This is a genomic window from Acidimicrobiales bacterium (assembly GCA_035316325.1).
Classification (GTDB): domain Bacteria; phylum Actinomycetota; class Acidimicrobiia; order Acidimicrobiales; family VFJN01; genus DASXTK01.
The window spans coordinates 12859-33283 of the sequence record DATHJB010000159.1 but is presented as its reverse complement, the minus strand read 5'-3'; the positions used below and the strand labels follow the sequence as shown (position 1 = coordinate 33283).

Below are 20425 nucleotides of genomic sequence, written 5' to 3'. Positions count from 1 at the left end.
TTCATCCTGCGCCACGACGTGATCCACGTCGGCGGGGGCAACACCGCCAACATGCTCGACGTGTGGCGGCGCCAGGGCGTCGACAAGGTGCTGCGGGAGGCCTGGGAGGGCGGTGCGGTGATGACCGGCGGCTCGGCCGGGGCGATCTGCTGGTTCGAGGGCGGGACCACCGACTCGTACGGCCCCGAGCTCCAGCCGCTGAGGGACGGGCTCGGGTTCCTGCCGGGCAGCCTCTGCCCCCACTACGACGCCGCGGGCCGGCAGCCCCTCTACCACGAGGCCCTGCTCTCCGGCGCCCTGCCGGCGGGCTACGCCATGGACAACTTCGCCATGCTCCAGTTCGACGGCACCTCGCTGGTGGGCGCGGTCGCGTCGCAGGAGGGCCAGGAGGCGTTCACGGTGCGGGTCGAGGACGGCAAGGTGGTCGAGGAGCCCGTCGCGGTGAAGCTCCTGGCCCCGTCGGCCGACGCCGGCCCACCGCCACCGTCGTCCTAGACGAGGGTTCAGGCGTCGTCGTCGGGTTGGTTGCTGCCGGCGGGGAGCTGGCGGTTGGACGGCGGCTTCGGCTTGGAACGGCCGAAGCTGGGGAAGCGGGGCCGTCGGAACGGCTGCTTGCCCGTCAGCCGGGACGGCCGGCGGACCTGGGCGATGGCGTCGCGGGCGGACACCCGCTCGGCCTCGTCGGCGGTGGGCTCGCTGCTGCGGCGCTGCATCGTGCTCTTGAGCCGGTCGACCAGCGACGGCCCGGCCGGTGGCGTCGCATCCTCTTCGGGCGGCCGTCCGCCGGGCCACGCCCAGCTCCCGGGACGGCTGCCGCCGGACTGGCCCCGGCCCCGCTGCACCCGCACCGCCTCGTCCTGGCCCCCGTCCCCCGGCTCCCGCCGCCGCAGTGGCGGTGTTGCCGCGAGACGCTGGCGTGACGGGGTCGCCGGACCTCCGGTGTCACCCGCCGGCGGAGCTCCGGTGGTGGGCGGCGGGTCGGTTCCCGGCCGGCGGGCCCGGGGCGGGCCGGGCGTCGGGGTGTCGGGGCCGAGGGGGCCGGCCCCGGGCGGCGCGTCGGGTCTCGGGCGGCGGGCCTCGGGACGACCGGTCGGGGGTGCGCCTTGGGCCTCCGCCGGCGCCGGTGCGTCGGGTCTCGGTCGACCCGGACGGGTACGACCGGGCGCCGGGGTGTCCGTGGGCGGCGACCCGGCGCCGGTGGTCGGCGGGGGAGCGCCCGACGGGCGGGCCGACCGCGTGGGAGGACGTTGCGGGGCCCGGGCCTTGGCCTTCGGGTTGGTGCCGGCGGGACGGCGGGGGCGCGGGGCGCCGTCCGGGCTGACCGTGGGCGTGCCCCGGGGCGGGGTCGGCGGGCCCTTGGCCGTGCCGGGGGCCGGGATGTACACGGCGCCCGACGGAGGCTTCCCGGCTGACGGCGTGGGCTCGGCGGCGGGAGGAGCCGGCGCTTCTACAACCGGCGGTGGCGCCTCGGGTGGCGGGACGGGGACGGTGTCGCTGGGGCTGATCGCCTCGGCCGGTCCCGCCGTGTCGATGACCGGGCCCGCGGGCGCCTTGGACTCGGACTCCGACTCGGCCTCGGTGTCGGATCCTTCGGCGGCGGCAGCGGCAGCCTTCTCGGCGGCGGCCTCCTGGGCCGCGAGCGCAGCCTTCTCCGCCTCCCGGCGGGCCTTCTCGCGGGCATCCTTGCGACGCTGCCACAGCGTGCGGCGCACGCCCTTCGACGGCTGCTCCGGCTTCGGGCCCGCCTTCGACGAGACCATGTCGAGGATCATCTGGTGGAACTTCGCCGGGTCGTTGATGTCGGAGAACTCCCGGAGCCCCGACTCCTCGTTCGCGGACTCGATGAAGATCGTGGCGAACCCCATCAGCCGCCCGATCGGCTTCTGCCGGTAGCCCAGGCCGGTCATGCGGGTCCACGGGATCGACGCCAGCTTGCGGCCGATGATGCCCGACACCCGGATGAGCCGCAGGTTGGTGATGACGTAGCTGGTGTAGCGCTGGCTCAGCCGCCTCATCGCCAGCACCAGCAGCACCAGGTCGAGCACCAGGATGATCAGCAGGATCCACCAGCCCGAGAGGTCCATCCGCACGAAGGCGAAGACCACGGGGAGCATGACGGTGGCGAGCGCCACCGGGATCATGTTCTGGATGAGGAAGGCCCGGAAGGACGGGTGGTCGGTGTGGACGACGTACTCGTCCTCGGCGAGGTACTCGCCGACCACCTCGTCGGGCAGGGGGAGGTAGTGACGCCGCCAGTCGGTGAACCGCTCCGCGAGCGACTTGTCCGGCTCCTCGACCACCACCGGCGCTCGTTCTCTGACCGCTACGGACCCGTCCGCGTCGGTGCTCAGCTCCTGAAGCGTCGGGTCTTCGCTGTCACCAGCCGGCCCGCGCGGCGGAGAACGGCGCGTCTGGGTCACTCAACCACGTTTTGAGAGAACTCGTTGGCCTTGTCGAAGGCGTCCTGCAGGAAATCGCTCGTGTTACCGATGAACTCTCCGGTCGACTCGCCCGCTCCTGTGGGATCGTTCCAGACCGACAGGGCGACGAATATGCCGACCAGCACGATCGCGATCTTCTTCGGTTCGACGTTCACAGAGACCTCCCACCCGGCTCGACCCGCTCACGGACAGGCCAGACAGGCTGGCTTTCTCGCCAACACGCGAATCCTAACGGTGTAACTCTAGATCGGACAACACCCAGACGAGGGATCAGGGCACTGGGTGTGTCGCGACGCTGTCCGCTACTCGCAGACTTTCGGTAGAGCTTCCACCGTCGCACGGTGCGCGGCCAGGTCGTCTCCCGGAATGGTCACCGAGCCGTTGGCTCCGGCACCGTCGCCCAGGCTGAACACGTGGTCGGGCGCCACGCCGCCGGTCTGGAAGGCGAGGATCTTGTCGTCGCTGTTGCCGTAGGCGAAGTCGGTGATCACGCCCTGGCTGCGCTCACGCACCAGCTCGTCGGAGATGCCCAGGGCCGGCTGCTCGTCCACGCGGTCCTCCGGCGAGGGCGAGAACAGGCGGGTCCGCGGGCCGCGGGCGAAGCCGCCCGTGTCGAGCCACTGGTTGAGCGCGTCGACGACCAGCAGGTCGCCGATCGCCAGGCTCGACGGCGCCAACGTGAAGTAGATGATCTCGTAGCCCTTGGCCTGGTAGGTCTTGGTGAGCTCGGCGGCGCCCATGCGGGGCCGCGGCGCCGGGGGGCCGTCGACGATCCACGAGTTGAACTCCTCGTCGACCGCCATCAGCGCGCCGACGATCTCGAACGCGACGGCATGGCGTGCCTCGGTGCACGGCGGCAGGGTGGTCGGCCCTGTCTCCGTCGCCTCGGAGCCCGTGTCCGCGCTCGACTCTTCGTCCGCGCCCCCGGCGTCGTTGCCGCATCCGGCCGCTATTGCAACCAACAGTGCCACCAGAGCGGCCTTGCTTACCCCAGCTGTGAGTGCCCCCATGCACCCAACATTATGACAATTTGTAGTCGACCCCGCCCAAAATTGTCATCTACACACCCTGGGCAGGGACTTCACGGCTTCGAGCTGGGCCGCGAGGTCGTGACCCGGGGTCATGGACGCCGCCCTGGCCGCCCGAGAGGTCCATCCCGGCGGCGGGCCGACCCCCGAAGGACGCCGCTTCGTCGGCCGTCGTCGGTACCTTCGGGGCCGATCGTGACGCCTCGCCCGGTGGGTCGTCGGTGGCGGCGCCCGCCTGCTCGCCCGCTCCGAGGGAGACCGTTCCGGTGGGTCGCCGACAGCGCCGACTCGGGGGTCGGTGACGTCGAGGGATCTCGTCGCGGGGCCCACCGTGTGCGGTTGCCAGGACGGTCCGGGTGGTGGTTCGTCGGTCGGACCCGTTGCCTCTCGTCAAGGTGCCGTTCACCTCGAACACCAGGTAACGGTGGTTATTGTCCACGCCGGTGCCGGGGCGACGCGTTGCCGCCGCACCACCGGCGCCGACACTGTCCGCGTCGGCCGGTAAGTCGCCTGATCCCGATGGCCGAAGTCGTTACGATCCGGTCCGGACGGGAGGCGGACGTTGGCGCTGCTGGAGATGGATGCGGTCGTGAAGCGCTACCGCCGGGGCGGCGAGGACGTCGTGGCGCTCGGCGGCGTCGACCTGGCCGTGGAGCCTGGTGAGCTCGTCGCGCTCGTGGGACCGTCGGGGTCGGGCAAGTCGACGCTGCTGCAGATCGCGGGCGGGCTCGACCTCCCCGACACGGGCCGGGTGGTGGTCGACGGGCGTGATCTGGCCGAGCTGTCGGTGGCCGAGCGGGCCCGGGCGCGGCGTCGCCAGATCGGCTTCGTGTTTCAGTTCTTCCACCTCCTGCCGACGCTCAGCGTGGCCGAGAACGTGGAGCTTCCGCTTTTGCTGGACCGACGCCGCAACCGCGGAGCGCGCGTGCGCGGGCTGCTGGAGCGCGTGGGGATCGACCACCGGGCCGGGCACCTGCCGGCCGAGCTGTCCGGCGGTGAGATGCAGCGGGCCGCCATCGCCCGTGCCCTGGTCGGGGAGCCGGAACTGCTGCTCGCGGACGAGCCGACCGGCAACCTCGACTCGGCGACCGGCGCGGACGTGCTGGAGCTCCTCGCCGGGGTCGTGGACGAGGCCGGCACCACGCTGGTGATGGTCACCCACGACGAGGCCGCCGCGGCCCGGGCCGACCGGGTGCTCCACCTGCGGGACGGTCGCCTCGTCGACACCCACGCCGACGCCCGTGCCGACGCCGGCAAGCAGGGCGGCGGGTGATGCGCCTCCTGCGGCTGCTGGCGTGGCGGCCGCTGCGCCGGCGCCCGTTGCGGGCCCTGCTGGCGATCGTGGCCGTGGCCGCCGGCACCGCCATGGCGGTGAGCATCCTGGTCGTGCGGTCGAGCGTCGCCGACTCGGTGCAGGAGTTCGGCGAGACGCTGGCCGGCCCGACCGAGCTGCGGGTCGTCGGGGCCGTCCGGCGTGGCGGCCTGGAGCCCGACGTCGTCGACCGGGTGGCCCGCACCGAGGGCGTCGCCGCCGCCATCCCGGTCGTCCAGGCCGTCACGTTCGTCGACAACCTCGAGGACGGGGGCGACGACGTGGCCTTCGTGCTGGGCGTCGACTGCCGGGTCGAGCAGATGGCCGGCGACTTCGGCTGCACCGACGAGAAGGTCGCCGACCACGGCGACGTGCCCCTGGCGGTCGGCCCCGGAGTGCCCGCCGGCTCCCGGCTCCACACCGACGCCGGCATGGTGACCCTGCCCGCCCGGCCGGTGTTCGAGGGCCTCGTCGGGCTGGGGGCGAACCGCTTCGTGGTGTACCCGCTGCCGGCGGCGCAGCGGCTCTTCACCCGGGGCGACCGGCACGACGTCGTGTACGTCAGCACCGAGGCCGGCGCCGACGTCGACGTGGTGCAGCGGCGGCTGGAGGACGTCGTCGGCGAGCAGAACAGCGTCCTCGACGCCAGCCAGGGCCCGCCCGAGGTGGAGCTGCTGCTGTCCGGCGTGCTGCCGATCTTCTCCCTGCTGGGCCTGTTCGGGCTCGGCATCGGTGGCCTGCTCGTCTACAACACGGTGACGCTGTCGCTGGAGGAGCGCCGCCGCGAGCTGGCCATCACCGGCGCGCTGGGCGGCACGAGGACCGTCATCGGCGGCACCGCCTTCGCCGAGGCCGCGGTGCTGGGCGTGGCCGGTGGCCTGCTCGGGGCCGTCGGCGGGCGGGTGGTCGCGGCGCCGATCGTCGAGTCGATCTCGGGCTTCACCCGCGACTCCGCCGCCATACCGGTGGAGCTGCACGTCGGCCCCGGGTCGCTCCTGACCGGCGCCGTGCTGGGCCTGGTCACGGCGATCGCCGCCACGGTGCTGCCGGTGCGGCGGGCCTGGCGGGCGGCCGTCGCCGAGGAGCTGTCCGGGCGCCGCACCTACGAGCAGCCGCCGGCGGCGAACTTCGCCAAGCGGGCGCTGGGCTGGGACCTGGTGACGTGGGCGGGCTGCGGCCTGGTGCTGCTGGCCCGGCGTGACGGCGGCCTCGAGCCCTGGCAGGTGCCCGTCGGCGGCCTCGGGTTCGCCGTCGTGGCCGTCTCGCTCCTGCTGGTCGGCGCCAACCTGGCGCCGATCCTGATCCGACCGCTGGCCCGCGTCGTCCACAACTCGTCGGCCGGCCGGCTGGCGGTCGCCAACCTGCTGCGGGCCCCGGGACGGACCGGGGTGATGGTGATCGCCATCGCCGGAGCGACGGCCACCGCCTTCGTCACCGCCGGCTTCAGCAACGGCGTGCGCGCCTCCTTGAACGACCAGATCCTCGACAACATGGACGGCGTGGCGGTGAGCGCCGTGTCGCCGGGGCCCGACGCCAACCTCGACGTCGCCCTGCCGTCGCGGCTGATCGACGCCCTGGCCGAGCTGCCCGGTGTCGCCGACGTGCGCCAGGGCGCCTCGGTGCTGGCCGGGGGCGGCCGCGGCGACTTCATGGTGGTGAGCGCGCACGAGAGCCCGTGGGTGCTGCGGGAGTCGGGCCGCGACCTGGTGGCCGGGTCGATCGACCCCGAGGCGTTCGCCGACGGCGAGGTGGTGGTGAACACGCTGCTGGCCCGGGCCGAGGGCGTCCGGCCGGGTGACACGGTCGCGCTGCCGACCCCCACCGGGATGGTCGACGTGCGGGTGCAGGCGGTGGTCGAGGGCGGTGGGTTGGGCGGCCGCGAGGCGATGATCCCGTGGGAGCTGCACCGCCGGCTCTACGGCGAGCTGCCGGCGAGGGCCGTGAACCTCCTGCCGGAGCCCGGCGTGTCGTACGAGGAGCTGGCCGAGCGGGTCTGGCCCGAGCTGGCCGCGACCGTGGACGGCGCCGAGTTCGTGACGGGCGGCAGCAACGGGATCATGATGCTGTTCGTCGACACGCCGGCCGATGCGGTCGCCGACGCGGTCGAGGACGTGGAGTACACGATGCTGCCGTTCTGGACCCTGCAGCGGGGCCTGCTGGGCGTGTCGTTCGTGGCGGTGCTGTCGACGCTGCTCCTGGCCGGCGTGCAGCGGCGCCGGGAGATGGGGATGCTCGCCGCGGTCGGGATGACGCCGCCCCGGCTGGCCCAGATGGTGCTGGCCGAGGCGGGCATCGTCGGGCTGGTGGGCGTGGCCCTGGGGACGCTCGGCGGGATCGTCACCCTGTGGGCGATGCTGCAGACGGCGCCGCTGGTGGTGGGCTTCAGCAACCCGTTCCGGCCCGACTGGTCGTCGGTCGTGACGTCGGGTGGCCTCGCCGTGGTCGTGGCGTTGGCCGCGGCCGTGTGGCCGGCCCGGCGCGCCGCCCGCACCGAGGTGATCCCCGCCCTCCGCTACGAGTGAGCGAGCGAAATTGCGTGTCTCGTGGCCCTATAGCGACCGCCAGCCACGCAATTTCGGGTCGTCAGACGCGTAGGTCGACCGGGCGGGACAGCTGGGCGAAGAAGTCGTTGCCCTTGTCGTCGACCACCACGAAGGCGGGGAAGTCCTCCACCTCGATCTTCCAGACGGCCTCCATGCCCAGGTCGGGGTAGTCGATCACCTCGACGTGGCGGATGCACTCCTGCGCCAGGCGGGCGGCCGGACCGCCGATGGAGCCCAGGTAGAAACCCCCGTGCGCCTTGCAGGCGTCGGTCACCCGGCGGGACCGGTTGCCCTTGGCCAGCATCACGAACGACCCGCCGGCGGCCTGGAACTGGTCGACGTAGGCGTCCATGCGGCCGGCTGTCGTCGGGCCGAACGACCCCGAGGCGTAGCCCTCCGGGGTCTTGGCGGGACCGGCGTAGTAGACGCAGTGGTCGCGCAGGTAGGCGGGCATGGGCTCGCCCGCGTCGAGGCGCTCCTTGAGCTTGGCGTGGGCGATGTCACGGGCCACCACCATCGGCCCCGACAGGGCGAGGCGGGTCTTCACCGGCAGCTGCGACAGCGTGGCCCGGATCTCGTCCATCGGCCGGTTCAGGTCGATGCGGACGACCTCGTTGCCGTCGTCCAGCTCGTCGTCGACGACCTCGGGCAGGTGGCGGGCCGGGTCGTGCTCCAGCTGCTCCAGGAACACGCCCTCGTGGGTGATCTTGGCCAGCGCCTGGCGGTCGGCCGAGCACGACACCGCCACCGCGACCGGGCACGAGGCGCCGTGGCGGGGCAGGCGGATCACCCGCACGTCGTGGCAGAAGTACTTGCCGCCGAACTGGGCGCCGATGCCGAACGACTGCACCAGCGACAGGACCTTCGCCTCCAGCTCGATGTCGCGGAAGCCGTGCCCGAGCCCGCTACCTGCCAACGGCAACGTGTCGAGGTAGCGGGTCGACGCCAGCTTCGCCGTCTCCACCGCCAGCTCGGCCGACGTGCCGCCGACGACGATCGCCAGGTGGTAGGGCGGGCACGCCGCGGTGCCGAGGGCGCGGAGCTTCTCGTCGAGGAAGCGCAGGAGGCTGTCGGGGTTGAGCAGTGCCTTGGTCTCCTGGAACAGGTAGCTCTTGTTGGCCGAGCCGCCGCCCTTGGCCATGAAGAGGAACTTGTAGGCGTCGCCGGGCGTCGCCGCGATCTTGATCTCCGCGGGGAGGTTGGTCTTGGTGTTGACCTCGTCCCACATGGTGAGCGGCGCCATCTGCGAGTAGCGCAGGTTGTCGCGCTGGTAGGTGTCGAAGATGCCCCGGGTGATGGCCTCCTCGTCGGACGGCCCGGACGTCAACACGAACTGGCCCTTCTTGCCCTTCACGATGGCGGTGCCGGTGTCCTGGCACATCGGCAGCACGCCACCGGCCGAGATGCAGGCGTTCTTGAGCAGGTCGAGTGCCACGAAGCGGTCGTTGGCCGACGCCTCCGGGTCGTCGAGGATCGCCCGCAGCTGCGCCAGGTGGCCGGCCCGCAGGTAGTGGGCGATCTCGTGCATCGCCCGGCCGGTCAGCTCAGTGAGCACCTCGGGCGCCACGGTGAGGAACCGGTGTGCGCCGGCCTCCAGCGTGCCCACCTCCAGGTCGGGCTGGAGGTCGTAGGTCGTCTCGTCGGGGCCGAGGGGGAGGAGGTCCGTGTACTCGAAGCCGGTGGTCATCAGCCGGGAACCGTAGGTCGGGTCCGTGGGTACCGTCACCTACGTGACCCTCGAAGACGACGCACAGGACTTCCGCATCGAGCACGACACCATGGGCGAGGTCCGCGTGCCCGCCTCGGCCCGCTGGGGAGCGCAGACGCAGCGGGCGGTCGAGAACTTCCCGATCTCCGGCCGGCCCCTCGACCCCGCCATGGTCTCGGCGCTGGCGCGCATCAAGGGCGCCGCCGCCGAGGTCAACGCCGATCTCGGGATCATCGACGCCGACGTGGCGGCCGCCATCGCCGCCGCGGCCGACGACGTCCGCCTCGGCCACTGGAACGAGCACTTCCCCATCGACGTCTTCCAGACGGGCTCCGGCACCAGCACCAACATGAACGCCAACGAGGTGCTGGCCAGCCTGGCGACCGAGCGCCTCGGTGCCGGTGGTGACGGCGATGGTGGACGCACGGTGCACCCCAACGACCACGTGAACGCGTCGCAGTCGTCCAACGACGTGTTCCCGTCGGCCATCCACCTGGCCGCCGCCCACCACGTGCAGGAGGGCCTGTGGCCGGCGCTCGAGTACCTGGCTGCGGCGCTGACGGCCAAGTCGATCGAGCTGGCCGACGTGGTGAAGTCCGGTCGCACCCACCTGATGGACGCCACGCCGGTGACCCTCGGCCAGGAGCTGGGGGGCTACGCGGCGCAGGTGCGTCAGGCAGCCGAGCGGGTGCGCTCCACGCTCCCCCACGTCGGTGAGCTGCCGTTGGGTGGCACGGCCGTCGGCACGGGCCTCAACTGCCCGCCGGGGTTCGCCGAGGCGGTGATCGAGAAGCTCGCGCACCGCACCGGCCTGCCGCTGCGCGAGGCGCCCGACCACTTCGCCGCCCAGGGTGCCCGCGATGCCCTGGTCGAGCTGTCCGGGCAGCTGCGGGGCGTCGCGGTGGTGCTGCTGAAGATCGCCAACGACCTGCGGTGGATGGCCAGCGGCCCCCGCACGGGCCTGGCCGAGATCCGCCTGCCCGACCTGCAGCCCGGCTCGTCGATCATGCCGGGCAAGGTCAACCCGGTGATCCCCGAGGCCGTCTCCCAGGTGTGCGCCCAGGTGATCGGCAACGACGCCACCGTCGCCTTCGCCGGCTCCCAGGGCAACTTCGAGCTCAACGTGTACATGCCGGTGATGGCCCAGAACCTGCTGGAGTCGATCCGGCTGCTGGGCAGCGTGAGCCGCCTGTTCGCCGACCGCTGCATCGCCGGCGTCGAGGCCGACGTCGAGCGCTGCCGGGCCTACGCCGAGTCGAGCCCGTCGCTGGGCACGTCGCTCAACCCGCACATCGGCTACGAGGCTGCGGCGGAGATCGTGAAGGAGAGCGTGCGGACGGGCCGCAGCGTGCGGGAGATCGTGCGGGAGCGGGGCCTGCTCACCGACGAGCAGCTCGACCAGGCCCTCGACGTCCTCGGGATGACGAAGGGCGGCGTGCGCTAGGCCGTTCTGTCTTCGCTGAACCGGCTATGCCGGGATGAGCGAAGACAGAACGCAGGGTCAGCCCGCGGCGGGGGAGCCGGCGTAGGGCTTGGGGTCGCCCTGGCCGGGGATGAGCGGCTTCGACCAGCTCATCGCCTTCGCCAGCCCGGCGGCGACGTTGCGCCACTCCAGCGGGTCCCAACCTTCGGCCACGCCCGCCACCTGGCCGTCATGGCGCAGGTGCACGAACGCCGGGAGCTCGTTGAGGCCCAGGCCCTTCACCAGCTCGCGGCCGGGGTCGGCGAACGTCAGGATGCGGTCGGTCCACGGGCCCAGGAACTCGCGGGCCTCCTCGGGACCGGCGGTCACCACGAACGCCACCCGGCAGTCGGCGCCGGCGAAGTTGTCCAGGATGCGTCCCGACGTCTCGAGCAACCAGGCGCTCTCGTACGTGAACGGGTCGAGGATCACCGCCGCCAGGTGGAACGTGGTCAACCACTGCGCCAGCGTGCGGGGCTCGCCGTCGAGCGGCGCAAGTCGGACGTCACCAGGGGGATTGGTCGCCACGGCGGCAGAAAGTAGCGCGCGGTCGCGGTCGGACGGGAATACCGGGCCGCGTTTGGGCCGCGGACTAGGTTTCGACGCGTGACGACCAGCTACAAGGTGTTCCTCTTCCTGCACATCCTCTCGGTCGTGGTGGCGTTCGCTCCGGCCTCCGTGCACCCGCTGCTGCAGCGCCAGTTCGGCAGCGATTCACCCCAGCTGCTCCAGCGCTTCGCCGGCTTCGCGTCGCAGAACGGCCGCCGGGTGTACGCCCCGGCGCTGCTGCTCGCGGGCCTGTGGGGGATCCTCATCATCGTCACGCAGGAGGGCGACTACTTCGCCTTCGATCAGACCTGGGTCAACCTGGCGTTGGTGGTGTGGATCGCCATGAACGGCGTGGTCCACGGGATCATCGTCCCCAGCGAGCGCAAGCTGGGGGCCGGCGACGCGGAGGCCGAGAAGCGGCTCGACCTCGGCGGCATGATCATCACCGTGCTGTTCCTGATCATGCTGTATCTCATGATCTGGAAGCCCGGCCTGTAGCCCGGCGATCAGAAGCCCCCAGCGCCGGTCACGAACCACCACCTGGGCGCTACCGTCGCCCGGGTGCATCCGATCGAGTGGTTGCGGGCGGTAGCTCGGAGCGGCGACGCCCCCCAGACCCAGCTGGCCAGCGAGGCGGCGGGCGCCCTGGCGGCCATGGCCGACGAGCCCCACGGGCTGCTGCCGGCGTGCCGGCGCCTCATCGACCGCAACCCGTCGTCCGGCGCGCTGTGGTGGACGTGCGCCCGGCTGCTCGACGCGGCGGATCCCCACGCCGAGGCGGATGCGGTGCAGGGCGACCTCGGTTCCGACCAGGTGGGGCTGAGCCTGGCGCTCGACCTGCCCGACGACGCCACCGTCGTCGTGGTCGGCTGGTCCGCCATCGCCGGCGAGGTGAACGCCCGCCGCGGCGACGTGCGGCTGCTGGTGGCGGCCGAGGAGTCGCCGCCGACGCGGTCGCTCGGACGCCGGCGGCCCTGGGGCTTCGAGGACGACGCCCTCGACGTCGACGAGGACGAGGCGGTGACGGTCGTGCCGCCGTTGGGCGTGGGCGCGGCGGTCAAGGCCGCCGACCTGCTGCTGGTCGACGCCTGGGCCATCGGCGGCGACGCGCTGGTAGCGGCCCCCGGCACGCTGCCCGCGGTGGCCGTGGCGGCCCGCACGGGCACGCCGGTGTGGGTCACGGTGTCGGTGGGGCGCCGCCTGCCGGACCCCCTGTTCAAGGCGCTGTCCGGCCGGGTGTTCCACGACGACGTCGAGCCCTGGGACGCCCCGGTCGACCTCCTCGACCTGAACGGCCTCGACGTCACGCTGGTCGAACCGCTGGAGATCCCCTGCCCAGCCCCACCGGAGCTGCTCCGCCGCACGACTTGAGCGTCGTGGGACCACCGCAAGCTCGGCGGAGCCTACTGACGGTCCTCGCCCCGGGGTACGTTGGCCCGTCATGGGAGAGATCGTCGAGTTCCCGAGCAATGGAGGCACTGCCTCCGGCTACCTGGCCACCCCGGAGGACGGTGCCGGCATCCCGCTGGTGGTGATCCAGGAGTGGTGGGGCCTGGTGCCGCACATCAAGGAGGTGGCCGACCGCTTCGCCGGCGAGGGCTTCGTGGCGCTGGTGCCCGACCTGTACCGGGGCGAGACCACCACCGAGCCCGACGAGGCCGGCAAGCTCATGATGGCCATGAACCTGCAGCAGGCCGGCAAGGACATGTCGGGGGCGGTCGACAAGGTGGCCAAGGTGTCGGGGCGCCCCCACGTCGGGGTGACCGGCTTCTGCATGGGCGGCGGGCTGGCGCTGATCCTCGCCACCCAGCGGCCCGACCGGGTGAAGGCCGTGGTGCCCTGGTACGGGCTGATCCCCTGGCCCGACGCCACGCCCGACTGGTCGCTCCTGGACGCCGCCGTGCTGGGCCACTACGCCGAGAACGACGGCTACTTCACCCCGGACCTCGCCCGCGAGCTGGAGCGGACGCTGCAGGGCCTGGGCAAGGAGGCCACGATCAAGATCTACCCGGGGGTCGAGCACGCCTTCTTCAACGACCACCGTCCCGAGGTCTACGCCCCCGAGGCGGCCGCGGAGGCGTTCCCGGCGACCGTCGAGTTCCTGAAGTCGAAGCTGGGCGACTAGTCGGGTGGGCTCGTCGCTCGTCGAGCGCTACATCGAGCTGGGGCTGCGGCTCGGGCGGCACGTCGACGGCTTCGTCGACGCCTACTACGGGCCGCCGGAGATCGCCGCCCGAGTCGACGCCGAGCCGGTGGTGCCGCCCGCCTCGCTGGCGGCCGACGCCGCCCGCCTGCTGGGCGACCTCGACGCCGGCGTCGAAGCGGACGAGCTCGGCCCCGACCGGCGCCACTGGCTGCGGGGCCAGACCGTGGGCCTGCGCACGAGCGCCCGGAAGCTGGCGGGAGAGCCCATCGGCTACCTCGACGAGGTGGAGTGGTGCTACGGCGCCCGCCCGTCGCTCGTCCCGGAGGACGAGTTCGCGCTGGCGCACGAACAGCTCGACGCCGTGCTGCCGGGGTCGGGTGCGCTGCGCGACCGGGTGATCGCCTGGCGGGAGTCGCACGCCGTGCCGCCCGACACGTTGCCGCGGGCGATCGAGTCGCTGGCGGAGGACCTGCGTTCGCGGACCGTCGAGCGGTTCGGGCTGCCCGAGGGCGAGCGGATCGACTGGATCCTGGAGACGGACAAGCCCTGGTCCGGGTTCAACTACTACGAGGGCGGCCTGCGCAGCCGGGTGGCGATCAACGTCGACCTGCCGGTGCTGTCCCTGACCTTGGGGCACCTCGTCGCGCACGAGGCCTACCCGGGGCACCACACCGAGCACAGCCGCAAGGAGGCCGGTCTCGTCCGGCGGCGGCGCTGGTTGGAGGAGACGATCTCGCCGGTCGGCACGCCCCAGTGCACGATGTCGGAGGGACTCGCGGACCTGGGCCTCGAGGTGGTCGTGGGCCGCTCACCGGTGGCCGAGGACTTCTCGTCGTCCCACCTGCGGCCGTTGGGCGTCACCTACGACGCCGAGGTGGCGGCGTCGTTCAACCGGTCGGCCGAGGCGCTGGCGTGGGTGCGATCGAACGCCGCGATCCTGCTCCACGAGCAGGGCATGGCCGCCGACGACGTGGTCGCCTACCTGGAGCGCTGGTCCTTGCTGCCCCACGAGCGGGCCACGAAGGCCGTGTCGTTCCTCACCGACCCGACGTGGCGGGCCTACAGCCACTGCTACACCGAGGGGCTGCGGTTGTGCCGGGCCTGGGTCGACGGTTCGGCCGAGCGCTTCGAGCGCCTGGTCACCGACCAGTTCCTCCCGTCCGACCTGGTGTAGGTCCGGGGCGGGCTACTGGCCCCACCAGACGGGGGCGGCGTCGTCCTCGATGGCGCTCCAGCGCCGCTTCGCCGAGGCGAGCGACGTGTCGTGGGTGAAGATCCAGAAGCGGTCCTCGACGAGCGCCTCGAAGACCTTGTCGGCCACCGCTTCCGGCTCGATGCCCCCGCCCACCAGGGCCTCGATCATGTTGCTGGGGTCGACGGCCGGGGCGTCGCTGCTTGCGTCGCCTGCGGCGGGAGCGGTGCGGGCGATCATCTCGCCCACGTCGTCGGGCCGGTTGCGCTCCGACTCGGAGATGCGGGTGCGCACCCACTCGGGGCACAGCACCGAGGCGCTCACACCCTGGCCGGCGAGCTGCAGGTCGAGGTAGAGCGACTCGGTGAGCGCCACCACCGCGTGCTTGGTGGCGACGTAGGGGGCCATCGCCGGCGCCGTGATCATGCCGGCGACCGAGGCGGTGTTCACGACGTGGCCCTCGCCCTGCTCGATCAGCCGGGGCACGAAGGCCCGGATGCCGTTGACCACCCCCAGCAGGTTCACCTCGACGATCCAGCGCCAGCGGTCGGCGGGCACGGTCCAGGTGAGCCCGCCGACGGCGACGCCGGCGTTGTTGCACACCACGTGGGCGGCGCCGAAGCGGTCGAAGGTGGCATCGGCGAGGGCGTCGACGGCGTCGGGGTCGCGGACGTCGGTGGGCACTGCGAGCACGTCGTCGGCGCTGAAGTCGTCGGCCAGGGCCTTGGCGGCGTCGTCGAGGGCGCCGGCCTCGACGTCGGCGATCACGACCTTCATCTGCTCCGTGGCGAACCGTCGGGCCAGCGCCAGGCCGATGCCCGACGCGCCCCCGGTGACCACGGCGACCTTGCCCGCGAAGCTGTCCATCCCCGGACGGTAGCCCCTGGCTTGACCCGCGGGTCAAGCCGCTAGCGGGCGCCCGCCCGGGTGAGGGAGCGGGCGGCCGCGGCGGGGGAGTCGCCGAAGGCCAGCAGCAGGCTGCGGGCCGTGTCGACTAGGCAGGCGGCGACCTCGTCGGGCGTCATCAGCACCGACAGCTCCAGCGCCACCAGGCCGTGGAGGGTGGCCCAGAACTGGTTCGCCAGGTGCTTCGGGTCGGCCCGGTCGAAGCGGCCGGCCTCGAGGCAGCGCTCGATGTTGCGCACCAGGTGGTCGTACGTGTCGAGGCCGATGCCGTCGCGGTCCCCCTCGTCGGCGGGGCCGTCCATGAACATGGCCCGGTAGAGGTTCGGGTTGGCGACGGCGTTGCGGTAGTAGGCGCGGCCCAGGGCGAGCAGGTCGGCGACGGTGTCGCCGGTGTCCTCGACGGCGTCGAGGTGGGCGGCGAGCCGGGCGAACCCCTCCCGCCGGAGCTCCCGTCGCAGCTCCACCATGCTGCCGAAGTGGGTGTACACGGCCATGGTGGAGGTGCCGGCGGCGTTGGCGAGCCGGCGGGACGTGAGCGCCTCGCGGCCCTCCTCCGCGGTGATGCGGGCGGCGTGCTCGATCAACGCGGTGCGGATGGCGGGGTCGGCGACCTTGGGCACGCGTAGGAGTATGCCACGACTTCATAACACTGCTATGCATCTATCCATATCAGTGTTATGGTCGACGCATGGCCGGAGGCAACTACACCCAAGGCAACTTCGCACCCGTCCGCGACGAGCTGACGATCACCGAGCTGGAGGTCACGGGCACGCTCCCGGCGCAGCTCGACGGTCGCTACCTCCGCAACGGGCCCAACCCCGTCGGCGAGCCCGACCCCGCCACCTACCACTTGTTCATGGGCACCGGCATGGTCCACGGCGTGCGGCTGCGCGACGGGCGGGCCGAGTGGTACCGCAACCGCTGGGTCCGCTCGGCCGAGGTCGCTGAGGCGCTCGGCGAGTTGCCCCGTCCCGGGCCGGTGCACGCGGGCATGGACTTCTCCGCCAACACCCACGTCGTCGGCCAGGGTGGCCGCACGTTCGCCATCGTGGAGGCCGGCTCCCGCCCCTACGAGCTGACCGACGAGCTCGACACCGTCGGCCCCTGCGACTTCGACGGCACCCTCCCCGGCGGCTACACCGCCCACCCCAAGCGCGACCCCCTCACCGGCGAGCTGCACGCCGTGTCCTACTGGTGGGGCTGGGGCAACAAGGTGCAGTACTCGGTGATCGGCACCGATGCCCGGGTGCGGCGCACGGTCGACGTCGAGGTGGCCGGCAGCCCGATGATGCACGACTTCTCGCTCACCGAGAGCCACGTGGTGCTCTACGACATGCCCGTCACCTTCGACGGCGACAAGGTCGCCTCCGGCACCCTGCCCTACACGTGGAACCCCGACTACCCGTGTCGGGTCGGCGTCATGGCCCGGGAGGGCGACGGGAGCGACGTCCGCTGGTTCGAGGTCGAGCCCTGCTACGTGTACCACCCGCTCAACGCCTACGACGACGGTGACCGGGTGGTGCTCGACGTCGTGCGCCACCCCCGCACGTTCGCCACCGACCACAACGGCCCCAACGAGGGCGCGTCGCTGCTGCACCGCTGGACCGTCGACCTCGTGGGCGGCAAGGTGGTGGAGGAGCTGCTCGACGACCACAACCAGGAGTTCCCCCGGATCGACGAGCGGCTGGTCGGGCGGCGCCACCGCTACGGCTACACCGTCGGGCTCGTCGACGACATGTCGGGCGGACCGTACGCCGACGCCGGTGTCGGCATCGTCTCGTCGTCGCTGGTGCGCCACGATCTCGTGGCGGGACGCTCGCAGGTGCGCACGTTCGGCCCCGGCACCGAGCCCAGCGAGTTCGTGTTCGTGCCCGACGGCCCGGACTCCGCCGAGGAGGAGGGTGTGCTCCTCGGCTACGTGTACGACCCGGCCGTCGACCGCAGCGACCTCATGGTGCTCGACGCCGCCACCCTCGACACGGTCGCCGCGGTCCACCTGCCGGCCCGGGTCCCCCAGGGCTTCCACGGCAGCTGGATCGCCAACTGAAGGTTCCCAACCTTTCGCCCCCGGTTCACGAGGGCGTCAAACCCGTCCCGTACCGTCGTCCCTGCTAGCTGGGGATCCGACGCGGAGGGCAGCACGATCAACGACGCCACGATCGTGCCGCCCTTCGCTCAGGTTTTGCCGACCGGCGGGGTCAGGCAGCGACGAGCTTGCGGGCGATGACCTTGAGGCAGAGGGTCTCGTCGGCGCCCTCGAAGATGGAGAGCACCCGGGCGTCGACGAAGTAGCGGCTCACCGAGTACTCCTCGGCGTAGCCGTAGCCGCCGTGGATCTGCATGGCCTCCCGGGTGACCCACTCGGCGGCCTTGCAGACGTAGGCCTTCACCATCGCCGCCTCCATCGACCCCTCGCCCTTGGCCATCATCCGGGCGACGGCGTAGGAGAACTGGCGGGCGGCCTGGATCGTGACCGCCATGCGGGCGAGCTTCGCCTTCGTGAGCTGGTAGTCGCCCACCGGCCGGCCGAACACCGAGCGGTCGAGGGCGTACTGCCGGGCGTCCTCGTAGGCGGCCTGCATCACGCCGATGGCCCGGGCCGCGGTCTGCAGCCGGCCGTTCTCGAAGCCGGCCATCTGCAGGTAGAAGCCCTTGCCCAGCCCCTCCTCGAGGCCCACCAGGTTCTCGTCGGCCACGAACCACGAGTCGAAGGCGATCTCGTAGCTGTGCATGCCCCGGTAGCCGATGGTGTCGATGGGCCGGCCCTCCAGCTTCCCGCCGCCCTCCTGGGCGAGCAGGAAGCCGTGGCCGTCGCCGCGCTCCTTGGGCACCACGAACATCGACAGGCCCCGGTGGGTCTTCGATCGGTCGGGATCGGTGCGCACGAGCAGCATCAGGGCGTCGGCCCGGGCGCCGAACGTGCACCACGTCTTCACGCCGTTGATCAGCCAGCCGCCGTCGGTCTTCACCGCCGTGCAGTTGATGCCGGCCACGTCGGAGCCGAAGTCGGGCTCGGTCACGGCCACGGCGGCCATCACCTCGGCCGTCGCCAGCTTGGGCAGCCACTCCTGCTTCTGCTCCTCGGTACCGCCCTTGAGCAGTGCCCGGGTGAGGATCTCGGGCCGGGTGATCAGCGACCCGCCCACGCCCAGCGACCCCCGCGACAGCTCCTCGGTGGCCACGACCATGCCCATGTAGTCGCTCTCGCCGCCGGCTGCGTAGCCCCCGTACTCCTCGGGGATCGACAGGCCGAACGCCCCCAGCTCGGCCAGGCCCGAGATGATCTCCTCGGGGATGTCGGCGTTGTGGCGGTGGATGTGCTCGGCGACCGGGCGGATCTTGTCGTCGGCGAACCGGCGGAACGTGTCCTGCACCAGCTCGAAGTCGTCGTCGAGGTGGCGCTTGCCCGGCCCCTCGATCGAGGCGAGGAACTTGGGGTCGCGGTAGGTCGACACGAACGGGCGGGCGTCGTCCAGGGCCGTCGGCGCCACGCCCCAGGCGGCCTCCCGGCCGTACAGCTTGGAGGCCACGTCGGCCACGGCCTCGGCCGCGAAGGCGCAGGTGATCCGGGCTTCCTCGTCGCCCTTGGCCCCGTAGTCGAGCAGCGTGCGGGCGGTCTCGACCGCGGCGGCGGCGTGTGCCAGGTCGTAGGCGACCACCTGGTCGTCGTCCACCGACCCGGTGGCGGCGAGGTGGCGCAGCGCTTCGTGGACGACACCTCGAGCGGTGTCCACGGCTGCGGCGGCGGCGTTCAGGTCGGGCGCGTCGTCGCTCATCCCACGGAGGCTATTTGCTCGGCGCAGCCGAGGCCGCTTGGGGCGGTGGCGGGGTGGTTGGTACGGGGTATTCCCCCCGCTGCGAAAACGCCCAGCCGACGGGCCTCAGGGGAGGTGGGGGTTCCAGGTGCGCGACGCCCCGGTGGCCATGCTGGCGGGCACGGCCGGCCGGGGCATCGGGCGGGCGGAAGCGAAAGGCGTCAGTCCAGGCTCAGGTCGTCGGCATCGATGCCGATGTCGGTCATCGACTCGTAGCCCGCCACGAAGCTGTCGGTGATGTCGACCACGTCGTCGCCGGCCGGGATCTCGACCTCGATCGACTCGTCGCCGTAGTCGGAGAAGTCCATGGTCATGGCCATCCCGAATCCTGCCGAGTCGAGTGACCCGACGTCCTCGCCGGACTCCCCGGCCACGTCGGTGAGCGACTCCGTGTCGAAGGAGAAGTCGATCCGGCGGATCAGGTCCTCGCCGTCGACCCACACCTCGATCGGGAACGACGCCTCGGGCAGGTCCTCGGACCCGGGGCCGAGGTCGTCGGGCGACATGCCCTGCGCCTCGAGCATGTCGGCCATGCTCACGTCGGCGGCCAGCCCGGTCACCTCGGTGCCGTCGATCGTGTCGGTGCCCAGCTCCTCGACGTCGTCCGACGCCCGGATCATGTCGAGGAAGACGGTCGGGTCGTAGGTCTGCCCGCCGCCGAGCGAGCCCGCTGCCTCGCCGGGCAGCGTGCTGCCGAGGGCGGCGACGTCGACGCGGCCCCAGTCGTCGCCCAGCTGGCCGAAGGCCTCGACGAGCCCGGCGGCCTCGCCGACGTCCGTGCCGGGTGGCATCGAGCCGAACATCGTGGCGAAGAACGGGGCCCGCATGTACATGGCGTCGGTGTCGATCACGTACTCCATGACCATGTCGTCACCGGACATGTCGAACGGCAGGTCCTCGGTGCTCCCGCCCAGCGAGCCGGCGATGCCCTCGAACATGGTGCCCATGTCCATGTGCATGTACTGCCGCTCGCCGTCGAGCTCTCCGGTGGCGATGGGTCCGCCGAAGTCGATCGCCTCGCCGCCCATCGTCATCTCCACGCTGACCTCGTAGCGGAAGGCCTGGCCCGACGACTCGTCCACGGCCTTCGACAGGTAGCCCGGCGTGGCCTGGAAGCCCTCCGAGGACTCCTGCGAGCTCTGGTTGCCGTCGTCGAGGTCGACGCCCTCCGTGCTGTCGTCCGCCTGGTCGGCGTCGTTGCCGCAGCCCACCGCCAGCAGCAGCGCCACCGCGCCACCCACCGCCACCAGTCGCCTCGTCGTACGTGTCGTCAACATTCCCACTCCTGAGTCGTCGCCTCCCCGAGATGTCAGCGTTCCATGC

18 protein-coding genes are annotated in these 20425 nt (G+C 72.1%); 9 read left to right on the top strand and 9 right to left on the bottom strand.

The genetic code is table 11. From position 1 onward, the window contains the following. Positions 1–495: peptidase E (locus VK611_20840; GenBank protein HMG43792.1), on the top strand; the 495-nt coding region annotated here is incomplete at its 5' end. 8 nt (positions 496–503) lie between these two features. On the opposite strand, the gene VK611_20835 is transcribed toward VK611_20840, so the two are convergent. The 3 genes from VK611_20835 to VK611_20825 all read right to left on the bottom strand — a co-directional run bounded on the left by VK611_20835 (position 504) and on the right by VK611_20825 (position 3412). Next, positions 504–2300 carry a PH domain-containing protein gene (locus VK611_20835; GenBank protein HMG43791.1) on the bottom strand — a complete coding sequence of 599 codons (1797 nt, stop codon included), beginning with the start codon at positions 2298–2300 and terminating at the stop codon, positions 504–506. A 116-nt stretch (positions 2301–2416) separates the two neighbouring features. Further along, on the bottom strand, positions 2417–2596 hold the full coding sequence (locus VK611_20830) for a hypothetical protein (protein HMG43790.1): 180 nt from the start codon (positions 2594–2596) through the stop codon (positions 2417–2419). A gap of 147 nt (positions 2597–2743) precedes the next feature. After that, positions 2744–3412 carry a hypothetical protein gene (locus VK611_20825; GenBank protein HMG43789.1) on the bottom strand — a complete coding sequence of 223 codons (669 nt, stop codon included), beginning with the start codon at positions 3410–3412 and terminating at the stop codon, positions 2744–2746. A gap of 619 nt (positions 3413–4031) precedes the next feature. Between VK611_20825 and VK611_20820 the strand changes: the two genes are divergently transcribed. Both VK611_20820 and VK611_20815 read left to right on the top strand, forming a co-directional pair. Then, entirely contained in the window at positions 4032–4742 is a 711-nt protein-coding gene (locus VK611_20820) for an ABC transporter ATP-binding protein (GenBank protein HMG43788.1), read from the top strand. Then, positions 4742–7303, top strand: coding sequence for an FtsX-like permease family protein (locus VK611_20815; GenBank protein HMG43787.1), 2562 nt, complete (start codon positions 4742–4744; stop codon positions 7301–7303). The genes VK611_20820 and VK611_20815 overlap by 1 nt, the downstream gene beginning before the upstream one ends. A 61-nt stretch (positions 7304–7364) precedes the next feature. On the opposite strand, the gene VK611_20810 is transcribed toward VK611_20815, so the two are convergent. After that, complete coding sequence (locus VK611_20810) at positions 7365–9050, bottom strand: fumarate hydratase (GenBank protein ID HMG43786.1); 1686 nt, start codon at positions 9048–9050, stop codon at positions 7365–7367. A gap of 4 nt (positions 9051–9054) precedes the next feature. Here VK611_20810 and VK611_20805 point away from each other — a divergent pair, with 4 nt between their 5' ends. After that, positions 9055–10476 carry a class II fumarate hydratase gene (locus VK611_20805; GenBank protein HMG43785.1) on the top strand — a complete coding sequence of 474 codons (1422 nt, stop codon included), beginning with the start codon at positions 9055–9057 and terminating at the stop codon, positions 10474–10476. A gap of 57 nt (positions 10477–10533) precedes the next feature. Here the strand turns inward: VK611_20805 and VK611_20800 are convergent, their stop codons facing one another. Next, the gene (locus VK611_20800; protein HMG43784.1) at positions 10534–11022 is read right to left on the bottom strand and encodes a hypothetical protein; all 489 of its coding nucleotides are present in this window, start codon (positions 11020–11022) and stop codon (positions 10534–10536) included. Positions 11023–11100: 78 nt separating this feature from the next. On the opposite strand from VK611_20800, the gene VK611_20795 reads away from it, so the two are divergent. The 4 genes from VK611_20795 (at position 11101) to VK611_20780 (ending at position 14363) form a co-directional block, all read left to right on the top strand. Then, on the top strand, positions 11101–11541 hold the full coding sequence (locus VK611_20795; protein ID HMG43783.1) for a hypothetical protein: 441 nt from the start codon (positions 11101–11103) through the stop codon (positions 11539–11541). Positions 11542–11604: 63 nt separating this feature from the next. After that, complete coding sequence (locus VK611_20790) at positions 11605–12414, top strand: hypothetical protein (GenBank protein ID HMG43782.1); 810 nt, start codon at positions 11605–11607, stop codon at positions 12412–12414. 70 nt (positions 12415–12484) lie between these two features. Continuing rightward, positions 12485–13168, top strand: a complete 684-nt coding sequence (locus VK611_20785) for a dienelactone hydrolase family protein (GenBank protein HMG43781.1) — start codon at positions 12485–12487, stop codon at positions 13166–13168. A 4-nt stretch (positions 13169–13172) separates the two neighbouring features. Continuing rightward, on the top strand, positions 13173–14363 hold the full coding sequence (locus tag VK611_20780; GenBank protein ID HMG43780.1) for a hypothetical protein: 1191 nt from the start codon (positions 13173–13175) through the stop codon (positions 14361–14363). 12 nt (positions 14364–14375) lie between these two features. Here VK611_20780 and VK611_20775 read toward each other — a convergent pair whose 3' ends face one another. Beyond that, on the bottom strand, positions 14376–15248 hold the full coding sequence (locus VK611_20775) for an SDR family NAD(P)-dependent oxidoreductase (GenBank protein ID HMG43779.1): 873 nt from the start codon (positions 15246–15248) through the stop codon (positions 14376–14378). A 41-nt stretch (positions 15249–15289) separates the two neighbouring features. After that, positions 15290–15907 carry a TetR/AcrR family transcriptional regulator gene (locus VK611_20770; protein ID HMG43778.1) on the bottom strand — a complete coding sequence of 206 codons (618 nt, stop codon included), beginning with the start codon at positions 15905–15907 and terminating at the stop codon, positions 15290–15292. Positions 15908–15975: 68 nt separating this feature from the next. Between VK611_20770 and VK611_20765 the strand changes: the two genes are divergently transcribed. Continuing rightward, a complete protein-coding gene (locus VK611_20765) occupies positions 15976–17334 on the top strand; it encodes a carotenoid oxygenase family protein (GenBank protein HMG43777.1) in 1359 nt (452 codons plus the stop codon). 151 nt (positions 17335–17485) lie between these two features. Here the strand turns inward: VK611_20765 and VK611_20760 are convergent, their stop codons facing one another. Together VK611_20760 and VK611_20755 are read right to left on the bottom strand one after the other, a co-directional pair. After that, positions 17486–19063, bottom strand: coding sequence for an acyl-CoA dehydrogenase family protein (locus VK611_20760; protein HMG43776.1), 1578 nt, complete (start codon positions 19061–19063; stop codon positions 17486–17488). Between the two features lie 200 nt (positions 19064–19263). Further along, positions 19264–20379, bottom strand: a complete 1116-nt coding sequence (locus VK611_20755; protein HMG43775.1) for a hypothetical protein — start codon at positions 20377–20379, stop codon at positions 19264–19266. Between the last annotated feature and the right edge of the window lie 46 nt (positions 20380–20425).